Annotated in this window: 28 protein-coding genes; 24 read left to right on the plus strand and 4 right to left on the minus strand. The window is 33.7% G+C overall.

From position 1 onward, the window contains the following. Positions 1-21 precede the first annotated feature (21 nt). The 9 genes from CPHY_RS21890 to CPHY_RS00955 all read left to right on the plus strand — a co-directional run bounded on the left by CPHY_RS21890 (position 22) and on the right by CPHY_RS00955 (position 5,087). On the plus strand, positions 22-324 hold the full coding sequence (locus tag CPHY_RS21890; protein WP_012198193.1) for a beta-propeller fold lactonase family protein: 303 nt from the start codon (positions 22-24) through the stop codon (positions 322-324). A 21-nt stretch (positions 325-345) separates the two neighbouring features. After that, the gene (locus tag CPHY_RS21895; RefSeq protein ID WP_012198194.1) at positions 346-870 is read left to right on the plus strand and encodes a hypothetical protein; all 525 of its coding nucleotides are present in this window, start codon (positions 346-348) and stop codon (positions 868-870) included. 162 nt (positions 871-1,032) lie between these two features. Further along, positions 1,033-1,308, plus strand: a complete 276-nt coding sequence (locus CPHY_RS00935) for a GNAT family N-acetyltransferase (RefSeq protein WP_012198195.1) — start codon at positions 1,033-1,035, stop codon at positions 1,306-1,308. Between the two features lie 80 nt (positions 1,309-1,388). Next, positions 1,389-2,270 carry an MBL fold metallo-hydrolase gene (locus tag CPHY_RS00940; RefSeq protein WP_012198196.1) on the plus strand — a complete coding sequence of 294 codons (882 nt, stop codon included), beginning with the start codon at positions 1,389-1,391 and terminating at the stop codon, positions 2,268-2,270. Next, positions 2,270-2,392, plus strand: coding sequence for a hypothetical protein (locus CPHY_RS22265; RefSeq protein WP_278183983.1), 123 nt, complete (start codon positions 2,270-2,272; stop codon positions 2,390-2,392). The genes CPHY_RS00940 and CPHY_RS22265 overlap by 1 nt, the downstream gene beginning before the upstream one ends. A gap of 202 nt (positions 2,393-2,594) precedes the next feature. Further along, positions 2,595-3,485: an AraC family transcriptional regulator gene (locus CPHY_RS00945; protein WP_408611165.1), complete on the plus strand. Its 891-nt coding sequence runs from the start codon at positions 2,595-2,597 to the stop codon at positions 3,483-3,485. A 159-nt stretch (positions 3,486-3,644) separates the two neighbouring features. Beyond that, a complete protein-coding gene (locus tag CPHY_RS22375; RefSeq protein ID WP_049762275.1) occupies positions 3,645-3,980 on the plus strand; it encodes a hypothetical protein in 336 nt (111 codons plus the stop codon). 17 nt (positions 3,981-3,997) lie between these two features. Beyond that, positions 3,998-4,258, plus strand: a complete 261-nt coding sequence (locus CPHY_RS22380; protein ID WP_049762276.1) for a helix-turn-helix domain-containing protein — start codon at positions 3,998-4,000, stop codon at positions 4,256-4,258. Positions 4,259-4,388: 130 nt separating this feature from the next. Beyond that, complete coding sequence (locus CPHY_RS00955; protein ID WP_012198198.1) at positions 4,389-5,087, plus strand: transglutaminase-like domain-containing protein; 699 nt, start codon at positions 4,389-4,391, stop codon at positions 5,085-5,087. Between the two features lie 101 nt (positions 5,088-5,188). On the opposite strand, the gene CPHY_RS21120 is transcribed toward CPHY_RS00955, so the two are convergent. Continuing rightward, positions 5,189-5,614: a helix-turn-helix domain-containing protein gene (locus tag CPHY_RS21120; RefSeq protein ID WP_012198199.1), complete on the minus strand. Its 426-nt coding sequence runs from the start codon at positions 5,612-5,614 to the stop codon at positions 5,189-5,191. 212 nt (positions 5,615-5,826) lie between these two features. On the opposite strand from CPHY_RS21120, the gene CPHY_RS00965 reads away from it, so the two are divergent. Next, positions 5,827-6,297 (plus strand): JAB domain-containing protein, encoded by a 471-nt coding sequence (locus CPHY_RS00965; protein ID WP_012198200.1) that lies wholly within the window; start codon positions 5,827-5,829, stop codon positions 6,295-6,297. A 183-nt stretch (positions 6,298-6,480) separates the two neighbouring features. Here CPHY_RS00965 and CPHY_RS00970 read toward each other — a convergent pair whose 3' ends face one another. Then, on the minus strand, positions 6,481-8,640 hold the full coding sequence (locus tag CPHY_RS00970; protein WP_012198201.1) for a diguanylate cyclase: 2,160 nt from the start codon (positions 8,638-8,640) through the stop codon (positions 6,481-6,483). A gap of 296 nt (positions 8,641-8,936) precedes the next feature. Between CPHY_RS00970 and CPHY_RS00975 the strand changes: the two genes are divergently transcribed. The 3 genes from CPHY_RS00975 to CPHY_RS00985 all read left to right on the plus strand — a co-directional run bounded on the left by CPHY_RS00975 (position 8,937) and on the right by CPHY_RS00985 (position 11,610). After that, positions 8,937-9,878: a helix-turn-helix domain-containing protein gene (locus CPHY_RS00975; protein WP_012198202.1), complete on the plus strand. Its 942-nt coding sequence runs from the start codon at positions 8,937-8,939 to the stop codon at positions 9,876-9,878. 255 nt (positions 9,879-10,133) lie between these two features. Further along, positions 10,134-11,153, plus strand: a complete 1,020-nt coding sequence (locus CPHY_RS00980) for a GGDEF domain-containing protein (protein ID WP_012198203.1) — start codon at positions 10,134-10,136, stop codon at positions 11,151-11,153. Positions 11,154-11,352: 199 nt separating this feature from the next. Continuing rightward, positions 11,353-11,610 (plus strand): hypothetical protein, encoded by a 258-nt coding sequence (locus CPHY_RS00985; RefSeq protein ID WP_012198204.1) that lies wholly within the window; start codon positions 11,353-11,355, stop codon positions 11,608-11,610. Positions 11,611-11,968: 358 nt separating this feature from the next. Here the strand turns inward: CPHY_RS00985 and CPHY_RS00990 are convergent, their stop codons facing one another. Then, positions 11,969-13,744: an oleate hydratase gene (locus tag CPHY_RS00990; RefSeq protein ID WP_012198205.1), complete on the minus strand. Its 1,776-nt coding sequence runs from the start codon at positions 13,742-13,744 to the stop codon at positions 11,969-11,971. Between the two features lie 197 nt (positions 13,745-13,941). Next, complete coding sequence (locus CPHY_RS00995) at positions 13,942-14,514, minus strand: TetR-like C-terminal domain-containing protein (protein WP_012198206.1); 573 nt, start codon at positions 14,512-14,514, stop codon at positions 13,942-13,944. Positions 14,515-14,964: 450 nt separating this feature from the next. Between CPHY_RS00995 and CPHY_RS01000 the strand changes: the two genes are divergently transcribed. From CPHY_RS01000 to CPHY_RS01050, 11 genes are all read left to right on the plus strand, one after another. Continuing rightward, complete coding sequence (locus CPHY_RS01000; RefSeq protein ID WP_012198207.1) at positions 14,965-15,639, plus strand: YkgJ family cysteine cluster protein; 675 nt, start codon at positions 14,965-14,967, stop codon at positions 15,637-15,639. An 86-nt stretch (positions 15,640-15,725) separates the two neighbouring features. After that, positions 15,726-16,523, plus strand: coding sequence for a class I SAM-dependent methyltransferase (locus tag CPHY_RS01005; protein WP_012198208.1), 798 nt, complete (start codon positions 15,726-15,728; stop codon positions 16,521-16,523). A gap of 201 nt (positions 16,524-16,724) precedes the next feature. Next, entirely contained in the window at positions 16,725-16,988 is a 264-nt protein-coding gene (locus CPHY_RS01010; RefSeq protein WP_012198209.1) for an autorepressor SdpR family transcription factor, read from the plus strand. 85 nt (positions 16,989-17,073) lie between these two features. After that, the gene (locus CPHY_RS01015; protein ID WP_012198210.1) at positions 17,074-17,727 is read left to right on the plus strand and encodes an SdpI family protein; all 654 of its coding nucleotides are present in this window, start codon (positions 17,074-17,076) and stop codon (positions 17,725-17,727) included. Positions 17,728-18,100: 373 nt separating this feature from the next. Then, entirely contained in the window at positions 18,101-19,225 is a 1,125-nt protein-coding gene (locus CPHY_RS01020; protein WP_012198211.1) for a cysteine desulfurase family protein, read from the plus strand. A 177-nt stretch (positions 19,226-19,402) separates the two neighbouring features. Beyond that, complete coding sequence (locus CPHY_RS01025; RefSeq protein ID WP_012198212.1) at positions 19,403-20,269, plus strand: tRNA 2-thiocytidine(32) synthetase TtcA; 867 nt, start codon at positions 19,403-19,405, stop codon at positions 20,267-20,269. 525 nt (positions 20,270-20,794) lie between these two features. Beyond that, positions 20,795-21,664, plus strand: coding sequence for an SPL family radical SAM protein (locus CPHY_RS01030; RefSeq protein WP_012198213.1), 870 nt, complete (start codon positions 20,795-20,797; stop codon positions 21,662-21,664). 112 nt (positions 21,665-21,776) lie between these two features. Continuing rightward, complete coding sequence (locus CPHY_RS01035; protein ID WP_012198214.1) at positions 21,777-22,328, plus strand: DUF6144 family protein; 552 nt, start codon at positions 21,777-21,779, stop codon at positions 22,326-22,328. A gap of 296 nt (positions 22,329-22,624) precedes the next feature. Next, the gene (locus CPHY_RS01040) at positions 22,625-22,993 is read left to right on the plus strand and encodes a GntR family transcriptional regulator (RefSeq protein ID WP_012198215.1); all 369 of its coding nucleotides are present in this window, start codon (positions 22,625-22,627) and stop codon (positions 22,991-22,993) included. Beyond that, positions 22,990-23,856 carry an ABC transporter ATP-binding protein gene (locus tag CPHY_RS01045; RefSeq protein ID WP_012198216.1) on the plus strand — a complete coding sequence of 289 codons (867 nt, stop codon included), beginning with the start codon at positions 22,990-22,992 and terminating at the stop codon, positions 23,854-23,856. The genes CPHY_RS01040 and CPHY_RS01045 overlap by 4 nt, the downstream gene beginning before the upstream one ends. After that, a complete protein-coding gene (locus tag CPHY_RS01050; RefSeq protein WP_012198217.1) occupies positions 23,856-24,590 on the plus strand; it encodes a hypothetical protein in 735 nt (244 codons plus the stop codon). Before CPHY_RS01045 ends, CPHY_RS01050 begins: the two co-directional genes overlap by 1 nt. The last annotated feature ends 28 nt before the right edge of the window (positions 24,591-24,618 follow it).

Here is a 24,618-nt window from a genome sequence, read left to right on the forward strand (position 1 = left end):
CCTTCCATCAAGGGATTTGCGGTGCGGGTGGAATCAGGTCACTTTGGTGATATTCTTCATCAGGAGATTCAGCAGGAAGGTGCGGCTGCACTGACCCGTGTTCATTGTGTGTTGTTAAATCGTAAGGAAGACAGGCTGGTTGCGGTAAATATTGCGTTGGATCATATATTTATATATGCAGTAAATCAAGGTTATCTGACCTTGGAACGAATCATAAAGGCTCCGGAAGGCAGCGGCCCAAGGCATGCCCTGTTCTCAGAGAATGAGTCATATCTTTATGTAATCACAGAGTATTCCAATGAGATAAAAGAAAAAGCTTATTGAGGAGCACAAGGAGGGATAACCATGGAGGGCAATTTTAAGGGACGGAAAAAAAATGCACTGAATTTAAAAACACCTTCGGCATGGATCATTGTTGCTGCGACCGTATTCGTCTTAATCTTCAGTATAGTGTTTGCAACGAATAGAGCAAATGAAGGTATTGGCGATCATGATTTTTATAACTTTAATGTTAATGGGTTTACTCTCGGGGCTGACATAGATAAAATGGATACATCGGCACTTACTCCCACTGAACCTCTGAATATAAATAACGGATATGATTATAACTTTGAAGAAGTTCGTTATAGTGCTGATGAGAACACCGGGCGACTAAAGAAGATGTTTGTCAATGTCTACGATGGCGCTTATATTCCAGTTGTGACAATACATACGGGAGAAGCGGCGTCGTATATTCCCAATAATCTAACTACTATTGAGCAGATTACAACTATTTTTGGTCAAGGAAAGAAGGGCTGGCAGGATAGGGAGCAGGGGCTTCGCTATATGGAATATCGCCAGAAAGAGGGGCGCTTGTCGGCAACGGAATAGCAGCCTGTTTCATGCGGGGACCTTGCACCAAGTAATATTTTTGCTTATTATAGAATAAGAGAAAATTTAAATATAGCATACAATAATAAGAGGTAAATGAAGAATAATAAATCACACAAAAGGAAACAGTGATTTGGGATAGTTAAAGAAGGAGGTACTGTAATGTTAGAAATTAAAAAAGGCACTAAGAGTTTTTATATAGGAGATTCAGAAGAAAATCCGTTAGCAATAATGACATATATTTTTTCTGGTGAAAATCTGATTATAGTTGATCACACATATGTCTCGGACGAACTAAAGGGTCAGGGTATTGGAAAGCTGTTACTGAAAGAACTTGTTGATTGGGTAAGGAAAGAAAACAAAAAGATAATTCCTCAATGTTCTTACGTAAAAGCACAATTGGAAAAGAATAAAGAGTACCATGATATATTAAATTAATGGCAGTTGAGTCATTGAAATAATGATTAGCAGATACAATGAGATCTCTGAATGGGAAGCAATACGTTGGAGGAAGAGCAATGTACGAATTAATACAAGTAGGCGAAAAAACATATTATATCAATTGCCCTGCCAAAATAGGAATTTATAGAATAAATGAGAGTGATGTGTGCCTAATTGATAGTGGTAATGATAAAGAAGCAGGGAAGAAAGTACAAAAAATTCTTGAAGCGCACCATTGGAAATTATCAATGATTATTAATACACATTCACATGCTGACCATATTGGTGGAAATAGTTTATTACAACAGCGTTTAGAATGTCCTGCATATTCAGCAGGAATTGATAAATCATTCATTCAAAATCCTGTTTTGGAACCTTCTTTTCTATACGGAGGATATCCTTGTAAAGAATTAAGAAATAAATTTTTAATGGCACAAGCAAGTACAATTTCAGAACTGACAGAAGAAGTGTTACCAGAGGGGCTAGAGATGATTCGCTTAGATGGTCACAGTTTCTCTATGGTTGGATTAAAAACTTCTGATGATGTGTGGTTCCTCGCAGATTGTTTAACTAGTTCTAATATTATTAAAAAATATCATGTTTCTTTTTTATATGATGTAAATAAGTATTTGGAGACATTAGTAAAAGTAGAAAATTTGCAAGGAAAACTATTTATCCCTGCACATGCGGAGCCGACAGATAATATAAAGGAACTCGTGGACATAAATAGGAATAAAATATTTGAAATAATTGAATTGATTAAAAAAACATGTAAAGAACCCAAATGCTTTGAAGATATTTTAAAGAACATCTTTGATAATTTCCAATTAACAATGGATTTTACCCAATATGTACTTGTAGGTAGTACTGTACGTTCTTATTTGTCATATTTACATGATAAAGGGGAATTGGAAGTAGAATTTAAGGATAATAAGTTACTGTGGCTAGCAGGTAGCTAATGAGTGGGGGAAGTGTCAATACACTTGCCCTGCTTACGATTGTAGGCACGATTCCGGAAGGCTTTCGCTTAAAGGATGGTGTATATTCAGATATGCATATTATGTACCTCCCATTCAATTAATCGAAGTACAATGAAAAAATATAGGTTTCCAATGAAATGTCAATTATAAAGTATAGAGCAAAATACTTTAATTGACATTTTTTATATGTTATTATCAAATTAAACAAAGATAAAAAGGACGTCTAGTTAGCAAAACGGGAACAGCTTTCTAATGGAGTTACTGTTATACTAAAGTCACCGTACGGAGAAAGGCTTGGTGGAGGTGTTATTGAACTATAGAGAAGATATAGAAACATGTGTGGAATACATCGAAGAGCATATCAAAGAAAATATAACGATGGAGGAAGTTGCTAGCCAGATTGGCTATTCTCTTTATCATTTTAGTAGAGTGTTTAGCTTATGTAAGGGAATATCCGTTATGGAGTATATCAGAAACCGCAGATTATCTTTAGCAGCGACCCAATTATTTCAAGGAAGAAAGATTATTGACATTGCATTTGATTATGAATTTGAGACTCCAAGCGGGTTTGCGAATTCTTTTCGCAATGCATTTGGTTATAGTCCCACACAGTTTATGAAGCGGATGGCTGGTTATGCAGAAACGAAAACAACAGTAGAAATCGGAGGTTATATTATGAATCCTGCAATTGTTAAAAGACCTGAATTTATGGTAGCTGGTTATGGAATAAAGACCAATATTACCGGAGATGCGTACACAAAAGATGTTGCGTCCTTTTGGAGCAATTATGATGGTGAAAATCTAGAGAGTAAAATGTATAAAATCCTAAACCCGAAAAAACATGGGGAAGTAGGCCTTTGTGTACCCCTATCGGAAGATGGAAATGCAATCTATCTTTTAGGTGTTATAGTTGAAGATTTTTCAAAGGTTGAGGAAGATATGTTAACCGTAGTCGTACCAGAGGCTGTGTATGCCGTATTCACTACTCCTCCGGTCGATACGACAAAGGATATGGAACAAAAGGAATTTGCCAAGATCATTGCAAGTACATGGAAGTATATCTTTGAGGAATGGTTTAAAGATAGCGGATATGTTTATGACGAAAGTAAGCTTGACTTTGAATATTACGATGAACGTTGCCATCATAGACAGGATACGGTAATGGATATCTATGTTCCAGTGAAAGTGAAATAACATTCCTATTTCGAAAGGCAGATTTGATTTAATTTGATATGGAGGTATGGGGAAGTGAACATTAATAAATTAAAAAGAAAAGAAGATTGTTCAATGATAAGGACTTATAAATAGGATGAGTTAAATTGGAATATATCAAGACTAAGGTAAGGGGGTTCTATGAATATCATATTTAAATGTGAGAAAGGCATCGGTGCAATCTCAAATACAGTCAAAGCAAGTACGCACAAGCACTATATGTTACAATTGTTTTTAAGCAGTGAAGATAATCTTGAAATCATGATTGGAAAAGATATGATTCATTGCAGATGCATTATTGTAGATAGGAATGTACAGCATAATTTTACAACAGGTGATAAGGTACATTTCACTATGCTGATTGACCCAACATCAAGGTTCATAGAGACGGCGTTACATATGGATTTGATGAGCGTATTCACAGGCTTCTTTCTTACCTTGATCTATGTGAGTGTGGGGAAGAAGAGCATAAATTAAAGCATTTTGCTAGCCAATTGGCGCTATCGGAAAGTAGGCTGGCACATCTATTTAAAGAAGAAACGGGTATACCGTTAAAGAGTTACATCGTATTGTATGCTCTGCAAAAGGCTTATGATGTGGTATTTGATGGAGGAAGTATAACAAAGGCAGCGATGACAGCAGGCTTTGATACTCCTGCACATCTGGCTTATACTAACAAAAAAATGACAGGGATGTCTGCAAGCGGAATTTTAAAAGATAGCGAGTTTTTGAAAGTCTCTATCGACTCTCTATGATAAAGTAGAATCAACAAAACTTAAGTTTGTGGTAGTTGGAATGAAACACTACTTTGGTACTGAAGATTTGTAAGATGCTACTTGACACGAACAAATAGTGCAAATAGTTTGCACAAAAGTGAGGAAAATTATGGAGAAACATTTGAAAGCTACTTTACTATTAGATTACCGTGATAAGTCAATACAAGAACTAATCAGAATGAAAAACTGGGATCAGTCCAATGAATTTGATAAAATATTGCAAACATATAATTATGTTCGAGATGAAATCAAGTTTGGTTATAACGTGGATGATGCAATCCCTGCTTCCAAGGTACTTGCAGATGGTTATGGACAGTGCAATACGAAGCTTATCTTATTCATGGCACTTCTTAGAGCGCTTAACATTCCTTGTAGAGTTCATGGTTTTTCTATTGATAAGGAGCTGCAAAAAGGAGCTTTACCAACCTATCTATATAAATTTGCTCCTAAAAATATTATACACAGCTGGGTGGAAGTATACTATATGGGGAAATGGTATAACTTAGAGGGAATCATTATTGACTCACAGTACCTCCTTAAGTTACAAGAGAAATTTCCGGATTGCAAAGGACGTTTTTGCGGATATGGAGTATCCGTTGATAACTTTAAGAACCCTGTGATCGATTGGAGTGGCAATGATACTTATATTCAGAAGGAATCTATCAACGAGGATTATGGTACCTTTGATAATCCAGATGCATTATTTTCAAATTACCCTCAGAAGTTAAGTCTTTTAAAAAGATTCCTGTATCGTCATTTTGGTAGACATATCATGAACCGTAGGGTAGATAAAATCAGAAACTTATAAGAAGATGGGAATTCTTCCATTATACCATCATAGACAAAATATAATAAGGCCCATTCTAACCAGAACGTACGTCTAGCGCTAAACGCTCCGGTTAAAAAGGGCTATTTTTTTCTTGCTTTAATTTTTATAAATTCCAAGATATCATCTTGATCTTTTGTAGATATTTTTTCAAAGCAAAACAATAATTCTTTTTCTTTTCGATTAAGCATCTTAAGTTTCTTTTCATTATCTGGATTTCCCAAATAGTCCAAAAAGTCAGATAGCATATTGGAGGCAATGTTATTACTTTCAGGCGTTGTATAGGTTTCCTGTGGATGTGGAGATAGCAACTTTAGTAGATCATTGACTGGAATATGGTAAAGGGAAGCTAATTTATAAAGTGTATCGGTTGTAGGTGCATTCCTTCCAGTTTCATAGTGAGAATATGCCTGCCTTCCTATGTTCAAATAAGAGGCTACAAATTCTTGAGTATATTCAAAAGATTTTCTAAGTTCTTTTAATCGTTTCGCTATAAGTTCATTGTTCATGTAATCACCATCCTAAGAAAGATTATAGTAGCTTTTTAAGAAAGAAAGGATATTTTAGATAGCGATAAATTGTAGTATATGCTATAATAAGTAGCATATAAAAGAAAATCAGCTAATAATACGTTATCAATTCTATTGTTACCTATTTCGCAGTAAGGAATGTAAGAGTTTTCGATGATTTTATTAGGAAAGGTCTATGTTAGGTGGTAGGGATGAAAATTAATGTTTATAATACCATGCTAAATGAGGAAACAAGGCATAATGAATTAAAAATAGAAAAAAGTATTATTTGTGAGGATAACAATAAGTTAGAATCACCGTCTGAGATTCAAAAACTGATGAAAGAGCAATTTCAGATTCATAAGAAGGCAGAGGAATATGTTTATTTAGTTTCACTGGATATGAAATGTAACCCTCTGGGGATCTTTGAGCTATCGCATGGTACGGTGAATAGCTCTCTGATTATGCCGAGAGAAATATTTATACGTGCGCTACTTTCCGGTGCAGTTGGGATTATTATCGTACATAATCATCCATCCTCTGATATTACACCAAGCAAACAGGATTTGCTGGTAACAGAGAAAATAGCGCAAGCTGGGAATATGATTGGAGTAGAATTGCTTGATCATATTATTATTGGAGGAAATGAATATTGTTCCTTAAAAGAGATGGGAGTTCTATAGGGAAAGGTGGAAATATGCTGCTCTTTATGAATAAAAAAATCCTGGAAATGATATTAAGGCGGGAATTCTAGCCTTGATAAACTTTCCAGGATTTTCGTTTATTCTAACTATGACAAAAATGTACCAACGTGAATATAAGCTATTACAAAAATAATTATAGTGTATTAATTGATAGCATAGTAATTAATCAATGATATTCTGTACTCGAAGTTTATTGGTAATCAGATTCATAAATGCATGTAATATTAATGTCTCTACATCTGAGATATCCTCATTGAGTAACTTAACACCATAATTTGCTGTCAACTTAACAGCAGTTCCATTGATTTGAAAAGAAGTCTGATTAAAATTATTCTTTATATTATCTGCTGTATTACATGCGCTCTCGTAATCGGTATCATATAAAACTAATAAAAATAAACTACCAGCATAACGACCAGCCCAATCTTTTTTGTTTACTAAAGAAGACGTAATAAGACGGGTGAATTCTTTTAATATAGAATCGTAAGATTCATAATCACTATAGTTATCTATAGATTGCAGCTCATCAATAACGAACAATACAATGAACAACGATTTTCTCTCAAGAATGCTATGTCTCATGGAAACTGGTAATTGATCACTTATGTATCTTCTATTATAGAGCCCAGTGAGTTCATCCTTTTCCTCCCGAAACTTTTTATCAATTACAAGAGTAGGATTTTCTGGACTTTCTGCTTTTATGTTGATTGACAATTGTTTTGTTACATCTTTCATGATTTCTACAATATAGGTGTCTTTCCCAACTGTCTTTGGCGTTGCTATCATTAAAAAGGTATCGTTATCTCGATGTTCAATTTTAAAAAATGTATCATTATGCAAATAGGACTTCATGGAAATGCAGTTTTGACAAGATTCGCTTCTATACCAAAAGTGATAGCAGGTTTCTTCAGGGAATACCGTATCACTTGTTTTAATAAACATGGATTTATGACGTATCGGGTCGACAATTCGCGCTGCATCAAACAAATGTGAGAACATTGATATTTTATTATTTATCTGCTCAACTACATTTATTAGGCTATTTTCAAACTCGCTTGAATTTGTGTTTTGTTTATAACTCATGGTTTTTCTGTATTCCGTGGGTGTAAGATCGGTATATTTTTTAAATATAGATGCAAAATGATTTTGATAGTTGAAACCTACCCTTTGAGCCACATCAAGAATACTGATATTCATGTTTAAAAGTAAGGGTTTACTCTTTTCAATTCGAACTTTATTTACAATATCAGGGAGACTAAGGTCGGTTTCTTTCTTAATTAAATTGGATAAGTAAAAAGTACTAAGTTCGGTATACTCTGATAGTTTTTCCAAGGTAATTTTCTCGTCATAATGGCACTGAATATACTCCATTACCTGCCGGATAGGTTTAGAGTAAATGGTATTTCGATTCATCGCCACCGCTTTGGTATATGAAATCATTACTTCTTTTAAGAGAGCTATTATATCATTGATATTATCATTAGTCTCAATCTTAGAAATATAGTCATCTGAAATATCCATAACCTTTTCATATGAGGCATTTGCGTCTATAGCAGCGTAACAGCCCATCGAACAAGTTTTGATAAAGCTATTCTTTATAGAACGCATAATATCTGAGTCGTTTGACTGATTCATCAGTATTTCGCCAACACTAATTTCATTCATAGCACTTCGTAACCTTACCACATCACCACTTTTAATAATTTCTATAATCTGTAGATAGGTAGAAAATGGAGTGTATTTTACAGAAGATGTTATGACAATGTTTTGTTTTTTATTTGAGTTATGGTTTAATGCAGACGTTCTTGCTTTATGCTCAATTATGATTTGTTGTGGCATGTTTTCGGAATATGTCTTGGAAAGTTGATAAAGAACAGTGCCAATTGGTAATATATTTATGTATGGTATTACAGGCACTTTAAACAGGATATTTTCAAATGTTTTTTTATCTTGATTGGAAAGTTCGGATCGATTCAAAACCTTATCAAGGTCACTTTTGTTTAGTTTTTTTAATAATACTGGCTCTGTTAGAAAAGCCCCTATATAGCTATTTTCTTGAGTAAGAAAAGCAATATTGCAGAGGAAATTGTTTGGTAACACATAGGTATAAAATGCAGAGTTAGTACCTGGTTGCTCCGAAAAACGATCTGCTAAATAAGCCATAACCTCACTAATACCAAGAAAAGGATAATATGTGGTTAATTTTTCAGAAGCGCGGTGCATAATGAGATTAAGCTCGGTATCGAAGAAAATGGCTTCAATCCCAGTGGATTTATAAAATATATCTAATATTTGGTGGATATTTAATTGCTGACGCTTCATAATGTTAAAACCATACCTTTCCTAATATAAAATGGTGCTGCGACTTGGGTTCATACCAAAATATATAATAATAAGACATAAAATTCAATGAAATAAATTAATTTCTAAAGATTGTAACAATATTATCTCTAGAATGACAACTTTTTAGCAATGCATGAATTAACATTGATACATAATAGAGACATTGAATTTTGGAATGAAACAAGAAGATGCTCGCTTTGAGAACTTTTTTTTGCCGTGAATTAGAATTGATTTAATCAAGGAAAATGATTTAATAAAAATTTAAGGAGGAGGGTATGAATTTTATAGGAAGCATCATTAGAGAATATCGTTGTAAGTTAAAAATGAGCAGAACGATGTTAGCAGAAAATATCTGCTCGGAAAAATATATATATTTAATTGAAAAAGGAGAGCGTACCCCATCTGCTGATATGGTGCGATTATTAAGCGATAGGATGGGGGTAGACTTATTTGACCATTATCAGTACCTTGACTGTAGTAATCCAATCTCCGTACGAGAAACACTAAAGAATTTTGATATCTGTCAGAGAAAATCAGATTTCATAACTGCGAAGAGTATAGTGGATAAGGCTATGTATCTTGCGGATTTTAAGAATAAGCCATGGCTATATGAGCTTGAAGCAAATAGGCTTGGTTATATGGTTTTTATAGAAAATAAGTATGAGGAGGCAATTATGGATGCCAACAAAGTACTAGAAGACATGGAACCTAAATATTTAAGTAGTATTCATGTGGTAAATCTATATGTATTACTATCCACTTGTTATCAAATTATAGGTGACCTCAATAACGCTAAGTCTATAACTTTAGCAGCTTATAATATTGTGCGATCGAAATATAAGATTGAAAAGTATGATCATAACATTGTCTCAGTCAGATTAAATTTAATAACCTTATATTATTTAACGAAAGATTATGAAAAAGCAATAACGGAAGGTAAGGAGTTAATAGATTATCAGATTGAATTTAACTCCTATGCAAGAATACATATCGCCTATGCGTTTCTTTCATTTTCCTATTTTAAGAAAGATGCCTTTAAAGAAGCCTTTTTATATTTTAATCAAACGATTAGTGTATTAATGGCATTCTATAATCCTATTGATTTAAAGTACATAGTGGCACAGGATATATTTCAACTCATGGTAAAAGATGAGAGGGTAAATCACAAATTAGTAAAAGAATTTAAAATGAAATATGAGCTAAGTTATGATAAATAATATGTTATTCGGTAAAATGAAAAAGCGTTGATTATAATTGGTAACAATTGTTCCATGACCAATCCTACCTATATATGATAACATATCTCTTACATTTACAAGTGATGAAAGACAGATTTAAGATGTACATTTATATCAATAACCTTCAAAATTAAATAGCAGTATAATGGTGTAACAACGAATGTAGGTTATTTTCCTTACAATTACCATATTCGCTGTCCATAGATTTTGCTGTTTTTTAAGGAGCGCTGTAGTATGAAACAAAAACATAATGGAGTAAGACGTATTCATCAAGATAACATGAGGGAAAACAATCAGTCGAGAACTTCCATTCTTTTCGCTATTGCTCTATTGATTTATATTGTTCTTAGTATTTATCAATTACAAATTAGGAATCAGTTAGTCAAACAGATACTGTTACATTTCCAGGTTATTCTTACAGTTTCATTTGTGATTAGTGAGATAAAGCATAGTTACTTGATTTCTATTCTGGTAACTCTTTTTTGCTTTCTTTTGTCTTTTCTATCGTTCTTTACAGATGAGAATGAGCAAGCGATTCATGCAATGATAATATATGGGACTACGATAGTGATAATAAGTTTAATACACAAATATAGAGTAAAGCTTACAGGTAATCTGGAACATGCTATTAGACATAATAAAAAATCTGATGAATTGATTAAAGAATTACGAAAGAAGAACAAACAGCTGTCAAAGTTAAACAAGGATATGAGAGAAAAAGAGAAGCAATTAAATCAGTTGGCATTTTACGATATTTTGACGAAGGTTGCAAATCGGAAAATGCTAATTAATCAAATGGATTTCTTAATCAGCATATCAAAAAACTTTTCAGTTGTATTTATTGATCTCGATAATTTTAAGAAAATAAATGATACGATGGGGCATCAGGCGGGAGATTCCTTATTAAAAGCAGTCACGTTACGAATTGGTGATTATATTCATCCCAAAGATATGTTTGGTCGATTAGGTGGAGATGAATTTGTATTAATCGTACAAAGGGAGTTAGGAAATGAGGAAATACTGTCCTATGTCGAAGGGTTAAGGCAACAACTTATTAGACCTTTTAGAATAAAAAAGGCCGAACTTACTATCACTGCAAGTTTTGGTATTTCAGCTTTCCCAAAGGATGGTAGAACATCTTCCGAGTTGCTAAAGTTTTCTGATATTGCTATGTATCAGGTCAAAAGTATGGGGAAAAACGATGTCGAGTTTTTTACTATGAGTATGAAAAGGAAGAAGATAAAAAAATTATAATTCTATTCACCGTCATAAAGGCTTGCTTTATTTGCGTTCTTAAAAAATGTAATAGGTCCATTTTGTAGTTTGATACCTACCTTATCAGAGTCTGGATATTGTATAATATCTGGTGAATTTGCAGTATCAAAATCAATGTATTTTAAAGGCTCTGATTCGGAATTTTATCGTTCATAGAAAACCTCACTTTCTATAAAAATTGCAGTCCTCAATTCTACCTCGTTTTCAGGATTTAAGAGAGGCAACAATAGGGGGGCTCCGCGCTTTAGAGGACATTTCATTTGAAGATAGTAAGGTAAAACCATTTTACGCATTAATCGATGGTTCCTATATTTTTATAGGCGACGACTGTGAAACCTTATATGGGGAAGCGCATTGGATTGAGAATGGTACGATAACAAAGATATGTGATAAGGGAGAATGCAAACAATTAACATTAGATAAGGGTAATTCTTAAGGATTGTGGATAATATAAAAAATAAGGATTAAAACTGTGTATAGTTTATGTAAGAGAATCATAGGTATCTGTTATTCTTAATATCAACAGATGTAATATTTTACGCTATTTAAAATGCATTTTTTGTTTGAATTATCAAGTATTAGCCAGCTTTTTCAAGCTGTAAAATTGAGTAAGTAATTAAAGAAGATAAATAGTAAATTCAAGTTTAAACTACATTCGAATATTTCAAAACTAAAAAGGATGGTCACTCATAGCTATGAATTAGCTATGAATTAGCTATGAATTAGCTATGAGTGACCATCCCTTCTTTTTTTATTAAGTCAAAACCTAAGTTAGTAGGAAGTAATTAAACTAATTATATTACATTATACTCCTTAAGAAGTTTTTCGATTTCAGTATCTTTTAACTTCTTAAGTCCTTCCTTTAACGCCATTTTCCCCTTGAATCCTAAATCAACATCGGTAATCTTTTTACCATCTGTTAATTGAACGGATGCATTTAATAAATCGCGGACATCATAAACGCTACCCCAAACTTCTGGTACGCCACGGTCTATATCAAGTAAGGTATATACAGCTTCCATACCGGTACGTACAGAATATTCGGTTGTAAATATAGTATCACGTTTTGTCTCAGCAAATTGTCCAATAAATGCAAAGTTTACGCTTCCTTCTGGAACAACCAAAGGACGGTCCTCAGTGTTACGTGGCATAAAGAAAGCTGTGATATAAGGCATCATACAAGGAACAGTGTTTGCACTATTTTCTGCGAGTTGTTCGATTTGATTTTCAGGAACTCCCATATGGTATAACCATTCCATACAGATTTCTTTACCAGTACATTCGCGCATTGTTTTCTTCACAAAGTTACCTGGTACATCACTAAATAATCCATAGATCCAGCCAACTAATTGATTCTTTGGCTGATTTCTAAACTGTGGCTGGCGGTTAAAGGTCCAGCTAAGAAGCCAGTTAGAGTCAGTTGCTGTAACAATACCACCAGTAACAACTTTGCCGCTAAATGGATCACGCTTACAGATGTTTTGAACATAAGGAGGAATTTTATCATCTAGTGTAGTTACTGTGGCAGACATCCAATTTGTTTTTTCTGGATCACCACAGAACTTATCTGGATTACCAAAGGATGGGTCTTGTGCTGCAATCTTACGCCACATATCCCAGCCACTGCCTGCTTTTATTTCGGTATTATACTCAGCTGTATGATTTTGATCGCCTAAAGAAGAATTTTCAACACAGCCACCATTGCTGATAAATATAAGATCATCTTCACTTAAATCAATGGATTCTTCCTGATTCTCATGAATACAAACAATACGTTTAGCAACCTTTTTATCTTTTTTGATATCAAATTCCACATTAACTACCTGTGTATCATAATGGAACTGAACATTATGTTCTTCTAGATACTTCATCATTGGAAGGATTAGTGATTCATATTGATTGTACTTTGTAAAACGAAGTGCTTTAAAGTCTGGTAGACCTCCAATGTGATGAATATAACGCTGGATATAACGTTTCATCTCAAGGGCACTATGCCAGTTTTCAAAGGCGAACATAGTACGCCAGTACATCCAAAAGTTTGAGTTTAATACTTCCTTAGAGAATAATTCATCAATACGTTTTTCAAATAGCTCTTCATCTGGTGTGAAAAATAGATGCATAATTTCCATAGCACCTTTATCGGATAAACCAAACTTACCATCAGTATGTGCATCTTCTCCGCGGTTTACGGTAGCACGCATAAGGGAATAGTTTGGGTCACTTTTATTTAACCAGTAATATTCATCTAAAACACTAACACCTTCTGTTTCAATCGAAGGAATGGATCTCATGATATCCCACATGCATTCAAAATGGTTATCCATTTCTCGGCCTCCACGCATAACGAAACCACGGTCAGAGTATTTATAACCATCGCAGGCGCCGCCAGGGAGTTTATCCTTTTCAAGTATGTGAATACGTTCTCCTTTTAACTGACCATCTCTTACCAAAAAGCAAGCTGCTGATAAAGATGCAAGTCCAGAACCAATTAAATAAGTTGATTTACGATCAGCACCTTCTGGTTTTACTGGTCGTGCAAATGCTTCATAATTACCACTGCTATAATACATATAAATTCCTCCTCTTAAATGTTGTATTTTTTTCTTCTTCCCTAATTTATCAACTTTTGAAAGGAGTCACAATGGACAATGAAATAGCGGTGGTCGAAAGTCGAACACCGCCACTAATTTGTTGGGTTTTTAGACATTTGATCTCAAGTGTCTAATTGACATGATAAGGATAAGTGCGAAGCGTAATATTTTTTGTTTTACCAAGAATCATTTAATTTAGCGCTTCTTTCTAAAGACAGAGCAATATTGCCATCGAAGAGAAGTCCAATTCTATGAATTACTTTTGGAGGGTCCTCCTTCATTCCTGAAGATATCCAATGGAGAAGCATCTCTGTGAGCGCACTTTGATAAAAGGACACAATAAGTCTCTTATCTTCTCCCGAGGCTTTTAAATCTTTACTGGCATCCTCAACATAACGTGTCATAACATTACCTGCAACATTAAATAAGTATTTTTCCAACTCTTCTTTTTGAATCGAGTTATAGACATGGTAAATAGCGATTTTATTCTCAAGTGCAAATTTCGTAGCTGCTAGAAAACTTTCTTCCCATGAAAGGGTATCGTTATATTCCTCAATAACCGTTTGAAGCTCTGTCTGAAATATTTCTGCAAGTATCGCATAGAGATCCGGATAATAATAGTAAAATGTATTGCGATTAATCTCACATTCATTAACAATATCCTTTACGGTGATTTTACTCAGTGGACGCTCATTTAACATCTGTACAAATACTTCGCGAATAACTTTTCTGGTATACTGTTGTGCCATAGTAACACCTCCGTAAATAAAAATTAGCAACTTATATGTTCTTAAAATATATAAACCATTATATTGCCTAAAAAATTGAGATGCAAGAAAAAAGTACTGGATACTATCTTACTTTCCTTTTCTTACAGTTTTGGTAAATTAGAAAATTAGTTTGATTACTTTATTGAAATACTTATTAAAATACTTTTATTGAAATACTTTATTGAAATACTTCTAATATAGAATATTATTTACTATTCTCCGCTTAAGATTCTATACATTATCTGTCTTAAAAAATGAATTTCTGTAACCATTTATTTATGATATAAATAGTATTTGTCCTTTTTGATTTTACCATGTTGACTTTACTCACTTTTCTACATAAAATAAGTGTTAAAACTTGAGTCTAATTTGGATTTATGTGAATGTGAACGGAAAATTGGGAAAATAGGAGCAGGGATAGAGAATACTATGGATAGAAAAGTCAGTTTAAGTGAAATCTCCGATGGAAAGTTGTATGGATTAAATGATATGGTGAAAGCAGGATGTAATGATTGTAAAGGATGTTCTGCTTGTTGTAAGGGGATGGGAAAATCTATTATATTAGACCCATTTGATATCTTTCGATTCACAACTAATCTTGGGAAAAGCTTTGAGGAATTACTAAATGATAAAATTGAGCTAAATATTGTAGATGGGGTTATCCTACCGAATCTTAAGATGGTAGGGGAATCCGAAAGTTGTGCTTTTCTTAATAACGAGGGAAGATGTAGTATTCATGCGAATCGCCCAGGAATTTGTAGAATATTCCCGCTTGGGAGATATTATGAAGATCATGCGTACCAATACATACTACAAATTCATGAATGTAAGTATAAGAATCGTTCCAAAGTCAAGGTGAGCAAATGGATTGACACGAACGATTCCAAAAGAAACGAACAGTTTATTATCGACTGGCATTATTTCTTAAAAGACTTACAGGAGCAAATAAAAAAATCAGCAGATTCTACTTGGATAAGAAATATAAACTTATATTTGTTAAATGCCTTTTATCAAAAGCCTTATGTGAAAGACAAAGATTTTTATTTACAATTTGAAGAGCGATTGGAGCTAATGAAAAGTTATCTGGTTTCTTTGGAAAGATAAATCTTTATAATTAGATGAAGTATTACCTTAACTTTAATGATAGGATGAAGTAAAATGAGTAAAACATTTGATAGGGAGGAAAAGATATGGATTTTGAGAGCTTAAGAAGGTTACAAAAAGATTCCGAACGTGTCGATGCATTATATCAGATAATGAAAGAAGATAGCAGGTTAAACCATTCCAAAGCAGCACGAGTTGAGTTTATTACAACTACAACTTATATCGAAAAATACCTAAAAGAAGGAGATCGCATCTTAGATCTTGGCGCTGGTGCAGGGGAGTATAGTCTATACTTTGCAAGAAAAGGTTATGAAGTAACTGCTGTGGAGCTTGCAAGTGCTAATATAGAGGCATTTCAAAAGAAGATAACAGGGGAAGATAAGATTGAACTAATCCATGGCAATGCGCTTGATCTTAGTTGCTTTGCAGAGGATAGTTTTGATGTAGTGCTTCTCTTTGGACCGCTCTATCATTTATCAAAAGAAGAAGACCGTCAAAAGTGTATTACTGAGGCGAAAAGAGTATTAAAGCCAACAGGAACGATTTTCTTTGCTTTTATATTAAATGATATGGTTATCTTAACCGAACTTTATTATCGGCAAGATTTCTTTCTTGAGAATAGTTATGACCATGAAACCTTCAAAGTCGAAGATTTTCCGTTTGTCTTTTTTACAGTGGATCAAACTCGTGAAATGTTACAGGCAGCAGGGATACAGATATTAAAAGAAATTGCTTCTGATGGAGTTAGTGAATTGCTAGAAGACAAGATTAATGCGATGGATGAAGAAAGCTATAAGCAATATGTAAGATATCATCTGTATTGTTGCGAGAAACCTGAGATGTTAGGACGAAGTAACCATCTCTTAACCATAGGGAAAAAGTAGATAACGATAGCAGAAATATACATGCCTTACCTTGTATTCATTTAAAAGGAGTGCCTTGATTAAGTGGAGAAGCACCATCTTAAATAAGGCGGCCGCACTCGTATTGATATAGAGAATAAGGTAGTGCACTTCCTTGACACAAACATTATCTGCGTGTATTCTTAATTTAGATTAATATCTAAATAATAAGGAGATGAGAAATTGAGTTTTCAAGAGAGTTTTAAGGCTCTTTCTGACCCGACTAGACGAGAAATCATTAATATTTTAAAACGTGGGAAATTAACTGCTGGGGAAATTGTAGAGCATTTTGATATGACAGGGGCTACGATTTCTCATCATTTAACAATACTAAAGGCTGCAGGGCTTGTTACGGATGAAAAAAAGGGAAAGTATATTTATTATGAACTTAATTTATCCGTTGTAGAGGAAATTATGACATGGTTTGCAAGTCTTAAGGAGGAGTAAGAGTGATTCACTCGGCAAGTTTGTGCTGCGCCAAGCTTGAGCCATTAGCTGCTCCTAAAAGATAGTCGCAGCATGGAGGCTAGTAATGAAAAAGTTGTTTCATCAGGATAATTATAAGCTATGGCTGATTGCTATTATCGCATTGCTTATTGCAATAATTGCATATCCATTTTTACCCGCGGAGATCCCTTTCCACTTTGGCGCTAACGGGGAGGTGGACCAATATGGAGGACCATGGACGATATTTTTAATGCCAGCGATTATTATAATTCTTATCGTTTTAGCTGAACTACTTCGTATTATTGATCCGAAGAGACAATCCTATGCTAAATTCTCAAGGCATTATTATGGGGTATATTTCTTAATCTCCCTGTTGTTTATGTTCTTGGAAATCTATATTATCGCAATGAGTTTTGGGATTGAGGTAATGAATATCAATCATCTTATGCCTGCTATTATTGGTATATTGTTTTTGGCACTTGGTAATAGTATGCCAAAATTTAAGCATAATTACTTTTGTGGGATAAGAACTTGCTATACATTAGCAAATGAGGATGTTTGGTTTATGACCCATCGTTTTGCGGGTAAGCTATGGTTTCTTGGAGGTTTTTGTATGATATTAACCATATTGTTACCAGCCAAAGCTAATTGGATCGTTTCCTTTATAATCGTTGCAATTCTTGGAATCATACCGGTTCTGTATTCATATTTTGCATATCAACGTATAAATAAGAAATAGGATAAGTTAACTATTCAGTGTGGTACTTATTGCTGTTATGATGATGAATAAGAAATAAAGTGAAATAATTCTATGGTTGTGGCATGATAAATTGGAGCATGTCCCTAAGAAAATAGATAAAAAAGCCTTCTAAAATAGAGTTAATAATTGAATATGAATGAAAAGATAGGAAGAGAGATGAAATTATTTATTTGGAAGTTAAAAGACTTTTATTTAAAATAGTTTCTCTCTTTTTTAGTAATAAACTAAATATTTTATCAAAGTGATTTTTTGAATTATTACCTTATCCATGTATTTCACTTGACAAGCATATGAAAAAACTATAATCTAATCCATAGAAAAACTGTAGGAATTATAGTGAAGGAGACTTTTCATGATATATCTTGATTATGCAGCAAATACACCAGCATCTGAAGAAGTACTTAAGGTGTATTTGGAAACGGAACAGCAATTTATAGCAAACCCCAATTCCTCACATCCGTTAGGAATATTAGCAAAAGAACGATTGACAGAAGTGACCAAGGAGTTAGCAACACTCCTTAAGGTTGAACCAGAGCAGATTATCCCGACTTCTGGTGCAAGTGAAGCAAATAACCTTGCAATCAAAGGAATTACTTATGGCTACCGTGAAAATGGCAGACATATTATATCTACATGCTTAGAACATCCATCGGTAAGTGGAAGCTTAACATTCTTACAAAGTCTTGGCTATGAGATCGATTTGGTAGACATTTTGCCAAATGGACAGGTGGATTTAGAACATTTAAAGGAGCTGCTTCGTAAAGATACGGTACTTGTATCAATCTGTACGGTTGACAGCGAGTTAGGAACGGTTCAACCTATCAAAGAAATTGCAAAAATTCTTGAAAGTTATGAGAACTGTTTCTTCCATACAGATGCAACACAAGGCTTTGGAAAGATAGAGGTAGACTTATCCTTAGCAGACCTTACTACCTTTACTCCTCATAAATTCTATGGATTAAATGGAACCGGTGTCTTAGTAAAGAAAAAAGATGTGGTATTGCTACCACAAATCCATGGTGGTAGCAGTACCACAATTTATCGTAGTGGAACACCTATGCTATCGAATGTAGTTGCATTAACGGAGGCGGTAAATCTTTCGTTGGAGCATTATGAAGACAGGCTTAACAGAGTGGTCTCATTGCGTAAACAATTTGAATCAAAATTAAGTAAATACCCAAATGTTCGTATCAATAGTACAGAGTGTGGGGTTCCCCATATCCTAAACATCAGCGTGAAGGGTGTTAGAGCGATTACGATGAAGGAACATCTTGAGGAATATGGCATCTGTATCTCGATTAAATCTGCTTGCTCGGCTACAATGACACCTTCAAGACCAGTCTATGCAGTTACGAAAGATAAAAAAAATGCATTATCTTCTTTTCGAATTAGCCTAAGTCATTTGACGACAGAGGAGGAAGTAGAAAAGTTTTTCGAAGGTTTTGATGCAAGTTATCAAAAGGCTATGAAGAATTAAGGATTCTTATTAAGAATACACGTAAATTTACCATCCCAGGTGCTGTTTTTTATCTGTTAGTGTTATGGACTTTATGATATACTAGCTCTATCATAACCTTAGGATTAACAGGATACAGGAAATTAAAAAAGGAAACGATAGGGTAACATATAGATTAATGTAAAGGATAGTAAAAGCATGGAACGTTATCAGGAAATAGAAAGAAGTATTGTAAAGAAATATCGAAAAGAAATATGGCGTCCGTTTGTAAAAGCGGTACAGGAATATGAACTAATCAAAGAAGGAGATAAAATAGCAGTTTGTATCTCCGGAGGCAAGGATTCTATGCTTCTTGCAAAGTGTATGCAGGAGCTTCAAAAACATGGTAAGATCCCATTTGAATTGGTATTCCTCGTAATGGACCCAGGGTATAATGAGATTAATCGTCAGACGATTATTAATAACGCAAAACTATTAAATATACCGATTGAAATTTTTGAATCGAATATCTTTGATATTGTAGCGGAAGTAGATGAAAGTCCTTGTTATTTATGTGCTAGAATGCGCCGTGGGTATCTTTATAAGAATGCAAAGGCACATGGATGTAATAAAATTGCATTAGGTCATCATTTTGATGACGTGATTGAAACTATTTTAATGGGTATGCTTTATAGCGGTCAGATTCAAACTATGATGCCAAAGCTTCATAGTACGAATTTTGAAGGAATGGAGCTAATCCGTCCAATGTATTATGTAAAGGAAGATGCAATTCTTCATTGGAAACAGTTCCATGAACTTCAATTTATCCAATGTGCATGCAGATTTACAGAAAACTGTACATTATGTGATAATGGAGGCGGCGGTTCAAAACGTCAGGAAATGAAAGCGTTAGTTAAAAAGTTCCGTAGCCAAAGTAATATTATTGATAGCAATATCTTCCGAAGTGTAGAAAATGTGAATTTAGATACGGTTATAGCGTATAAAACCAAGGGTACAAAACATCATTTCCTTGATACGTATGATAGAGAAGATAGTGTAGACTTAAAGGACACGGACTTGCAGTAACTGCTTTCGCCGTATGAGGAAGAAGCAAAAATAGGTAATAACTATATTTAATTCAGATAAGAATAGTTAGTCCTGTTATATATATATTTGGTAAAATCCCCATACTATAATGTCAATTCATGGTGGAGTGAAATGACATTATAGCATGGGGATTTACTGACTAAATTATATTATAATAACTATAAAAATAAAAGTTCTAGTCCGTTAAAGTTTCGCTAAGAAAAATAGATGATAATAGTGCGGATATATACATTTAACCCGATTATTAGAACATGAGGATTCATAAAGTGACACCTTCCTGATAGCAAGAATTTTTACTTTACTTCTAAAACAAGAAATATACATATAGTATCATTTTTAATATGACGTTGGATGTCATATTTATATAGTATACTAAGATTAGACTCTTATCTTATATAGAGTTTGTAATAACAAGCAATGATATTTTACTTAGATTTTTGTTATGAAATAGTTTATTTACCATAGTAATCTCTACCAAACAAAGAAGGGAGATAAGAAAGAACTGTGCACTATAAAGAAGCGAAAGGAATTCTATCGAGTACCAATGGAATGAATTTATATAGGGGCTGTACTCATGGCTGTATCTATTGCGATGCTAGAAGTAAGTGTTACCAGATGGACCATGAGTTTGAAGATATCGAAGTAAAGATAAATGCACCGACGTTATTGGAAAGTGCTCTTCGTAGCAAGAGAAAAAAGTGTATGATAGGAACTGGTGCAATGAGTGATCCCTATCTTTCTCTAGAGCCTGAATTAAAGCTAACTAGAACCTGCTTATCTTTAATTAATCAATACGGGTTTGGTCTTAGCATTCAAACAAAATCAAACCGGATCCTTCGTGATATTGATCTCTTAAAAAGTATTCATGAAAAATCAAAGTGTGTCGTTCAGATTACCCTAACTACCTATGACGAAGAGATATGCAAAATCATTGAACCGGGGGTATGTACCACTAGAGAACGGTTTGAAGTGCTATTAAAAATGAAAGAGAATAACATACCAACGGTAGTATGGCTTGATCCAATCTTACCATTTATTACGGATACAGAAGAAAATTTAAGAGGTATCTTAAATTACTGCGTAGAAGCCAAGGTATATGGAATCATTTGCTTTGGAATGGGACTAACGTTAAGAGAAGGAAATCGAGAATATTTTTATCAACAATTAGACAAACATTTTCCGGGGCTAAAAAAACGATACCAAGAAACCTATGGCTATGCCTACGAGATAATGAGTAAACATAATGATAAACTTATGAAAATTTTCTATGATATTTGCCAGAACAATCATATCGTATGTGACAACAAAAAAGTTTTTCAATATCTTCATGAATATGAGGAGAAAAATAAGACGGAGCAGTTGAGTTTATTCTAGATAACACAATGGATTTATGAAAGAGTGAAAGTTTAAAATGTAACTTTAAGTTTATGTCAGCGTTGCACTCATAGTTGTAGGTCACAGTAAGCAGCGCGGAAAGAGGAGGATTATGGGTGAAATCGTGAATACTCGAGTAAAAAGATTGTATGACAGCATTGAAAAGCATGTTGGAAAAGAAAAGGCAGATACGCTTCTTACTAAGATAACATTACCAAAATCCGCTTCACCCCAAAAACGCTTTGAGTGGGCATGCAATGTATGTACACTCCTAGAAGAAAACTTTGATGAAGATACGATTTGTGAGATTCGTATGGACTGTTGTTGTAAGCCATCTATGTTACATATGAAAAAATTAAAAGAACTTTATTCTAAGTCGGAAAGTCTTCCGGGTTATGCGAACCTTGCAAGCAATGAAACTCCTGCAAAGTTTTGGGCAGAAGGAAGTGTTTTGTATATGAGTTATCCAGAATGCTATTGTTCCGATGTAAAACATACCAAAGGAACAATGTCGAAAACATGGTGTTTATGTACGTTAGGATATACAAAGTATATGTACGAATATATCTTTGGTTGTGCTGTTAAAGTAGAACTGCTTGAGAGTGTAAAGTTAGGAAACAATCGTTGTGTAATAAGGATTGAATCGGAAGAAAAACCAGTTTAGAATAGAGTAAAAATGAAAGTTTTGTATTATGAATAACATAGGTATGATAGGAAATGAAATTTAAGAAGAATAACAAGTGAATTAAAGCGAAGAGAAAAGGATATGAAAATCTTAAATATTTTCATATCTTTTTCTTTTGGGAAAGATATTGGAACATTTGGGAAAAGGATGTTGACATTATATTACTTTAGATATATAGTTAGCTACATAAGCAACTAACTGATTATGTAATTAATATAAAAAATCAATAAGTTAATAAACAGAGCAAAAAATTAATTTCAGGAAGGAGGACTTTCATGAAAATTGATTTTGAAAGTGGTAAACCAATCTTTCAACAGATAGCAGAGCAAATTGAAGATGCCATATTTATTGGAGCTTTTGAAGAAGGTACACAAATACCATCTACTACGGAAGTTTCAACGTCATTTCAAATTAATCCAGCAACTGTATTAAAGGGAATGAATCAGCTTATGGAAGACGGAATTTTATATAAGAAAAGAGGGGTTGGAGTGTTTGTCTGTGAAGGAGCAAGAAACCAGATCGTTGGAAAAAGAAAAGAAAAGTTTTATGAAAGTTATGTAGAAAGCTTAATAACAGAAGCAAGAAAACTTGATTTAACAAAACAAGATATTATTGAGTTAATAGAGAGGGGGTTAGCAAAATGAATGGAATTACGATTGAACAAGTGAGTAAAAGATTTGGAAATGTTGTTGCATTAGATAACATCAACCTATCGCTTAAAGCCGGAAAAATCTATGGCCTTCTTGGTAGAAATGGTGCTGGTAAATCAACATTATTAAATGTAATAACCAACCGATTATTTGCAGAAGATGGAAAAGTAGTAATTGACGGGGAGAATGCAACTGAAAATGATGAGACATTATCTAAGATTTTTTATATGAGTGAAGGTAACTGTTATCCTGAAAACTACACAGTAAAAGATGTTTTTCAAGCAGCGAAGTTATTTTACGGTGAATTTGATTTTGAATATGCGAAGAGGCTTTGTAAAAAATTTGATTTGAACATTAAGAAGAAAATTAAGGGCTTATCAACTGGGTATGGTTCAATTTATAAAATTATCACAGCATTGTGTTTACCAGTACCCTATCTATTATTAGATGAACCTGTATTAGGACTGGATGCAAATCATCGAGAACTATTTTACCAACTAATCTTAGAGGATTATAACCGATATGAAAGAACGATTATTATCTCAACGCATTTGATTGAGGAAGTGTCAGGACTAATTGAGGAAGTAATCATAATAAATAAGGGTAAGGTAATTCGACAGGAGTCATGCGAGGAAATATTAAGTTCTGGTTATACAGTTTCCGGAAATGCAAAAGATATTGAACAGTTCATTAAGGATAAGAATGTGTTAAGTGAGACTAGTCTTGGTGGGCTTAGGAGTGTATGTATTCTCGGAAAGTTAAATCGTGCAGAGATTCCAGATACCTTAGAGATTACGAAGTTAGATCTTCAGAAATTATTTGTTAATCTTACAAGTGAAAAGGAGGAGATGGAATAATGAAGTTAGGTAGAGCATTTAAATTTCAAATGAAGGAGATTATAAAATCGATAGCTACTTTTTATGGATTTCTATTTCTATTTCTTTTTCTGTTTATCACTATTTCAAATAACTCTGGCGATAGGAATGGAAGTATTGGGGGATTTGAACTCTTTACCATGGTGATGATTTTTATAACTATGCTTAATATAATCCGATCCGATTTTCATTTGTTTTTGCAACATGGTTACTCAAGAAAAACTTTATTTTTAAGTACAATACTTTGCATAATAACCACCTCGTCGGTAGTTGCTTTAATGGAATCAATTCTCTTTAAGATATTCAGTCACTTTGTAACATACAATGGGATGTATATTCAAGGTTATGGAGCTGCATATCTTAGTGATGTAGGAGTAAAAGGAATGGTTGATGAGTACTTTTGGAAATTTTTCCTTTACATCTTAGCAGGAGCCATCGGTATTTTTATTTCTCTTCTTTATTACCGTATGAATAAACTGCAAAAAATGATAGTCAGTGCAGGTGTTCCAGCCTTATTATTCGTTATATATCCGATTTCGGATGAATTCTTATTTGATGGTGCTTTATCAAAAATTTCAGCAAAGATAATGAATTTTTATACTGGTTATGCCTTTGGCAGCGAACCATATGTTAATGTGCTATGTAATATTGCACTGTTCGCTTTATTTGGTGCTTTCAGCTTCTTACTGTTAAGAAGATGTAATTATAAAAAATAGTATTAAGGATACACACAATAAAAAGCGG

This window comes from Lachnoclostridium phytofermentans ISDg, assembly GCF_000018685.1.
Classification (GTDB): domain Bacteria; phylum Bacillota; class Clostridia; order Lachnospirales; family Lachnospiraceae; genus Lachnoclostridium; species Lachnoclostridium phytofermentans.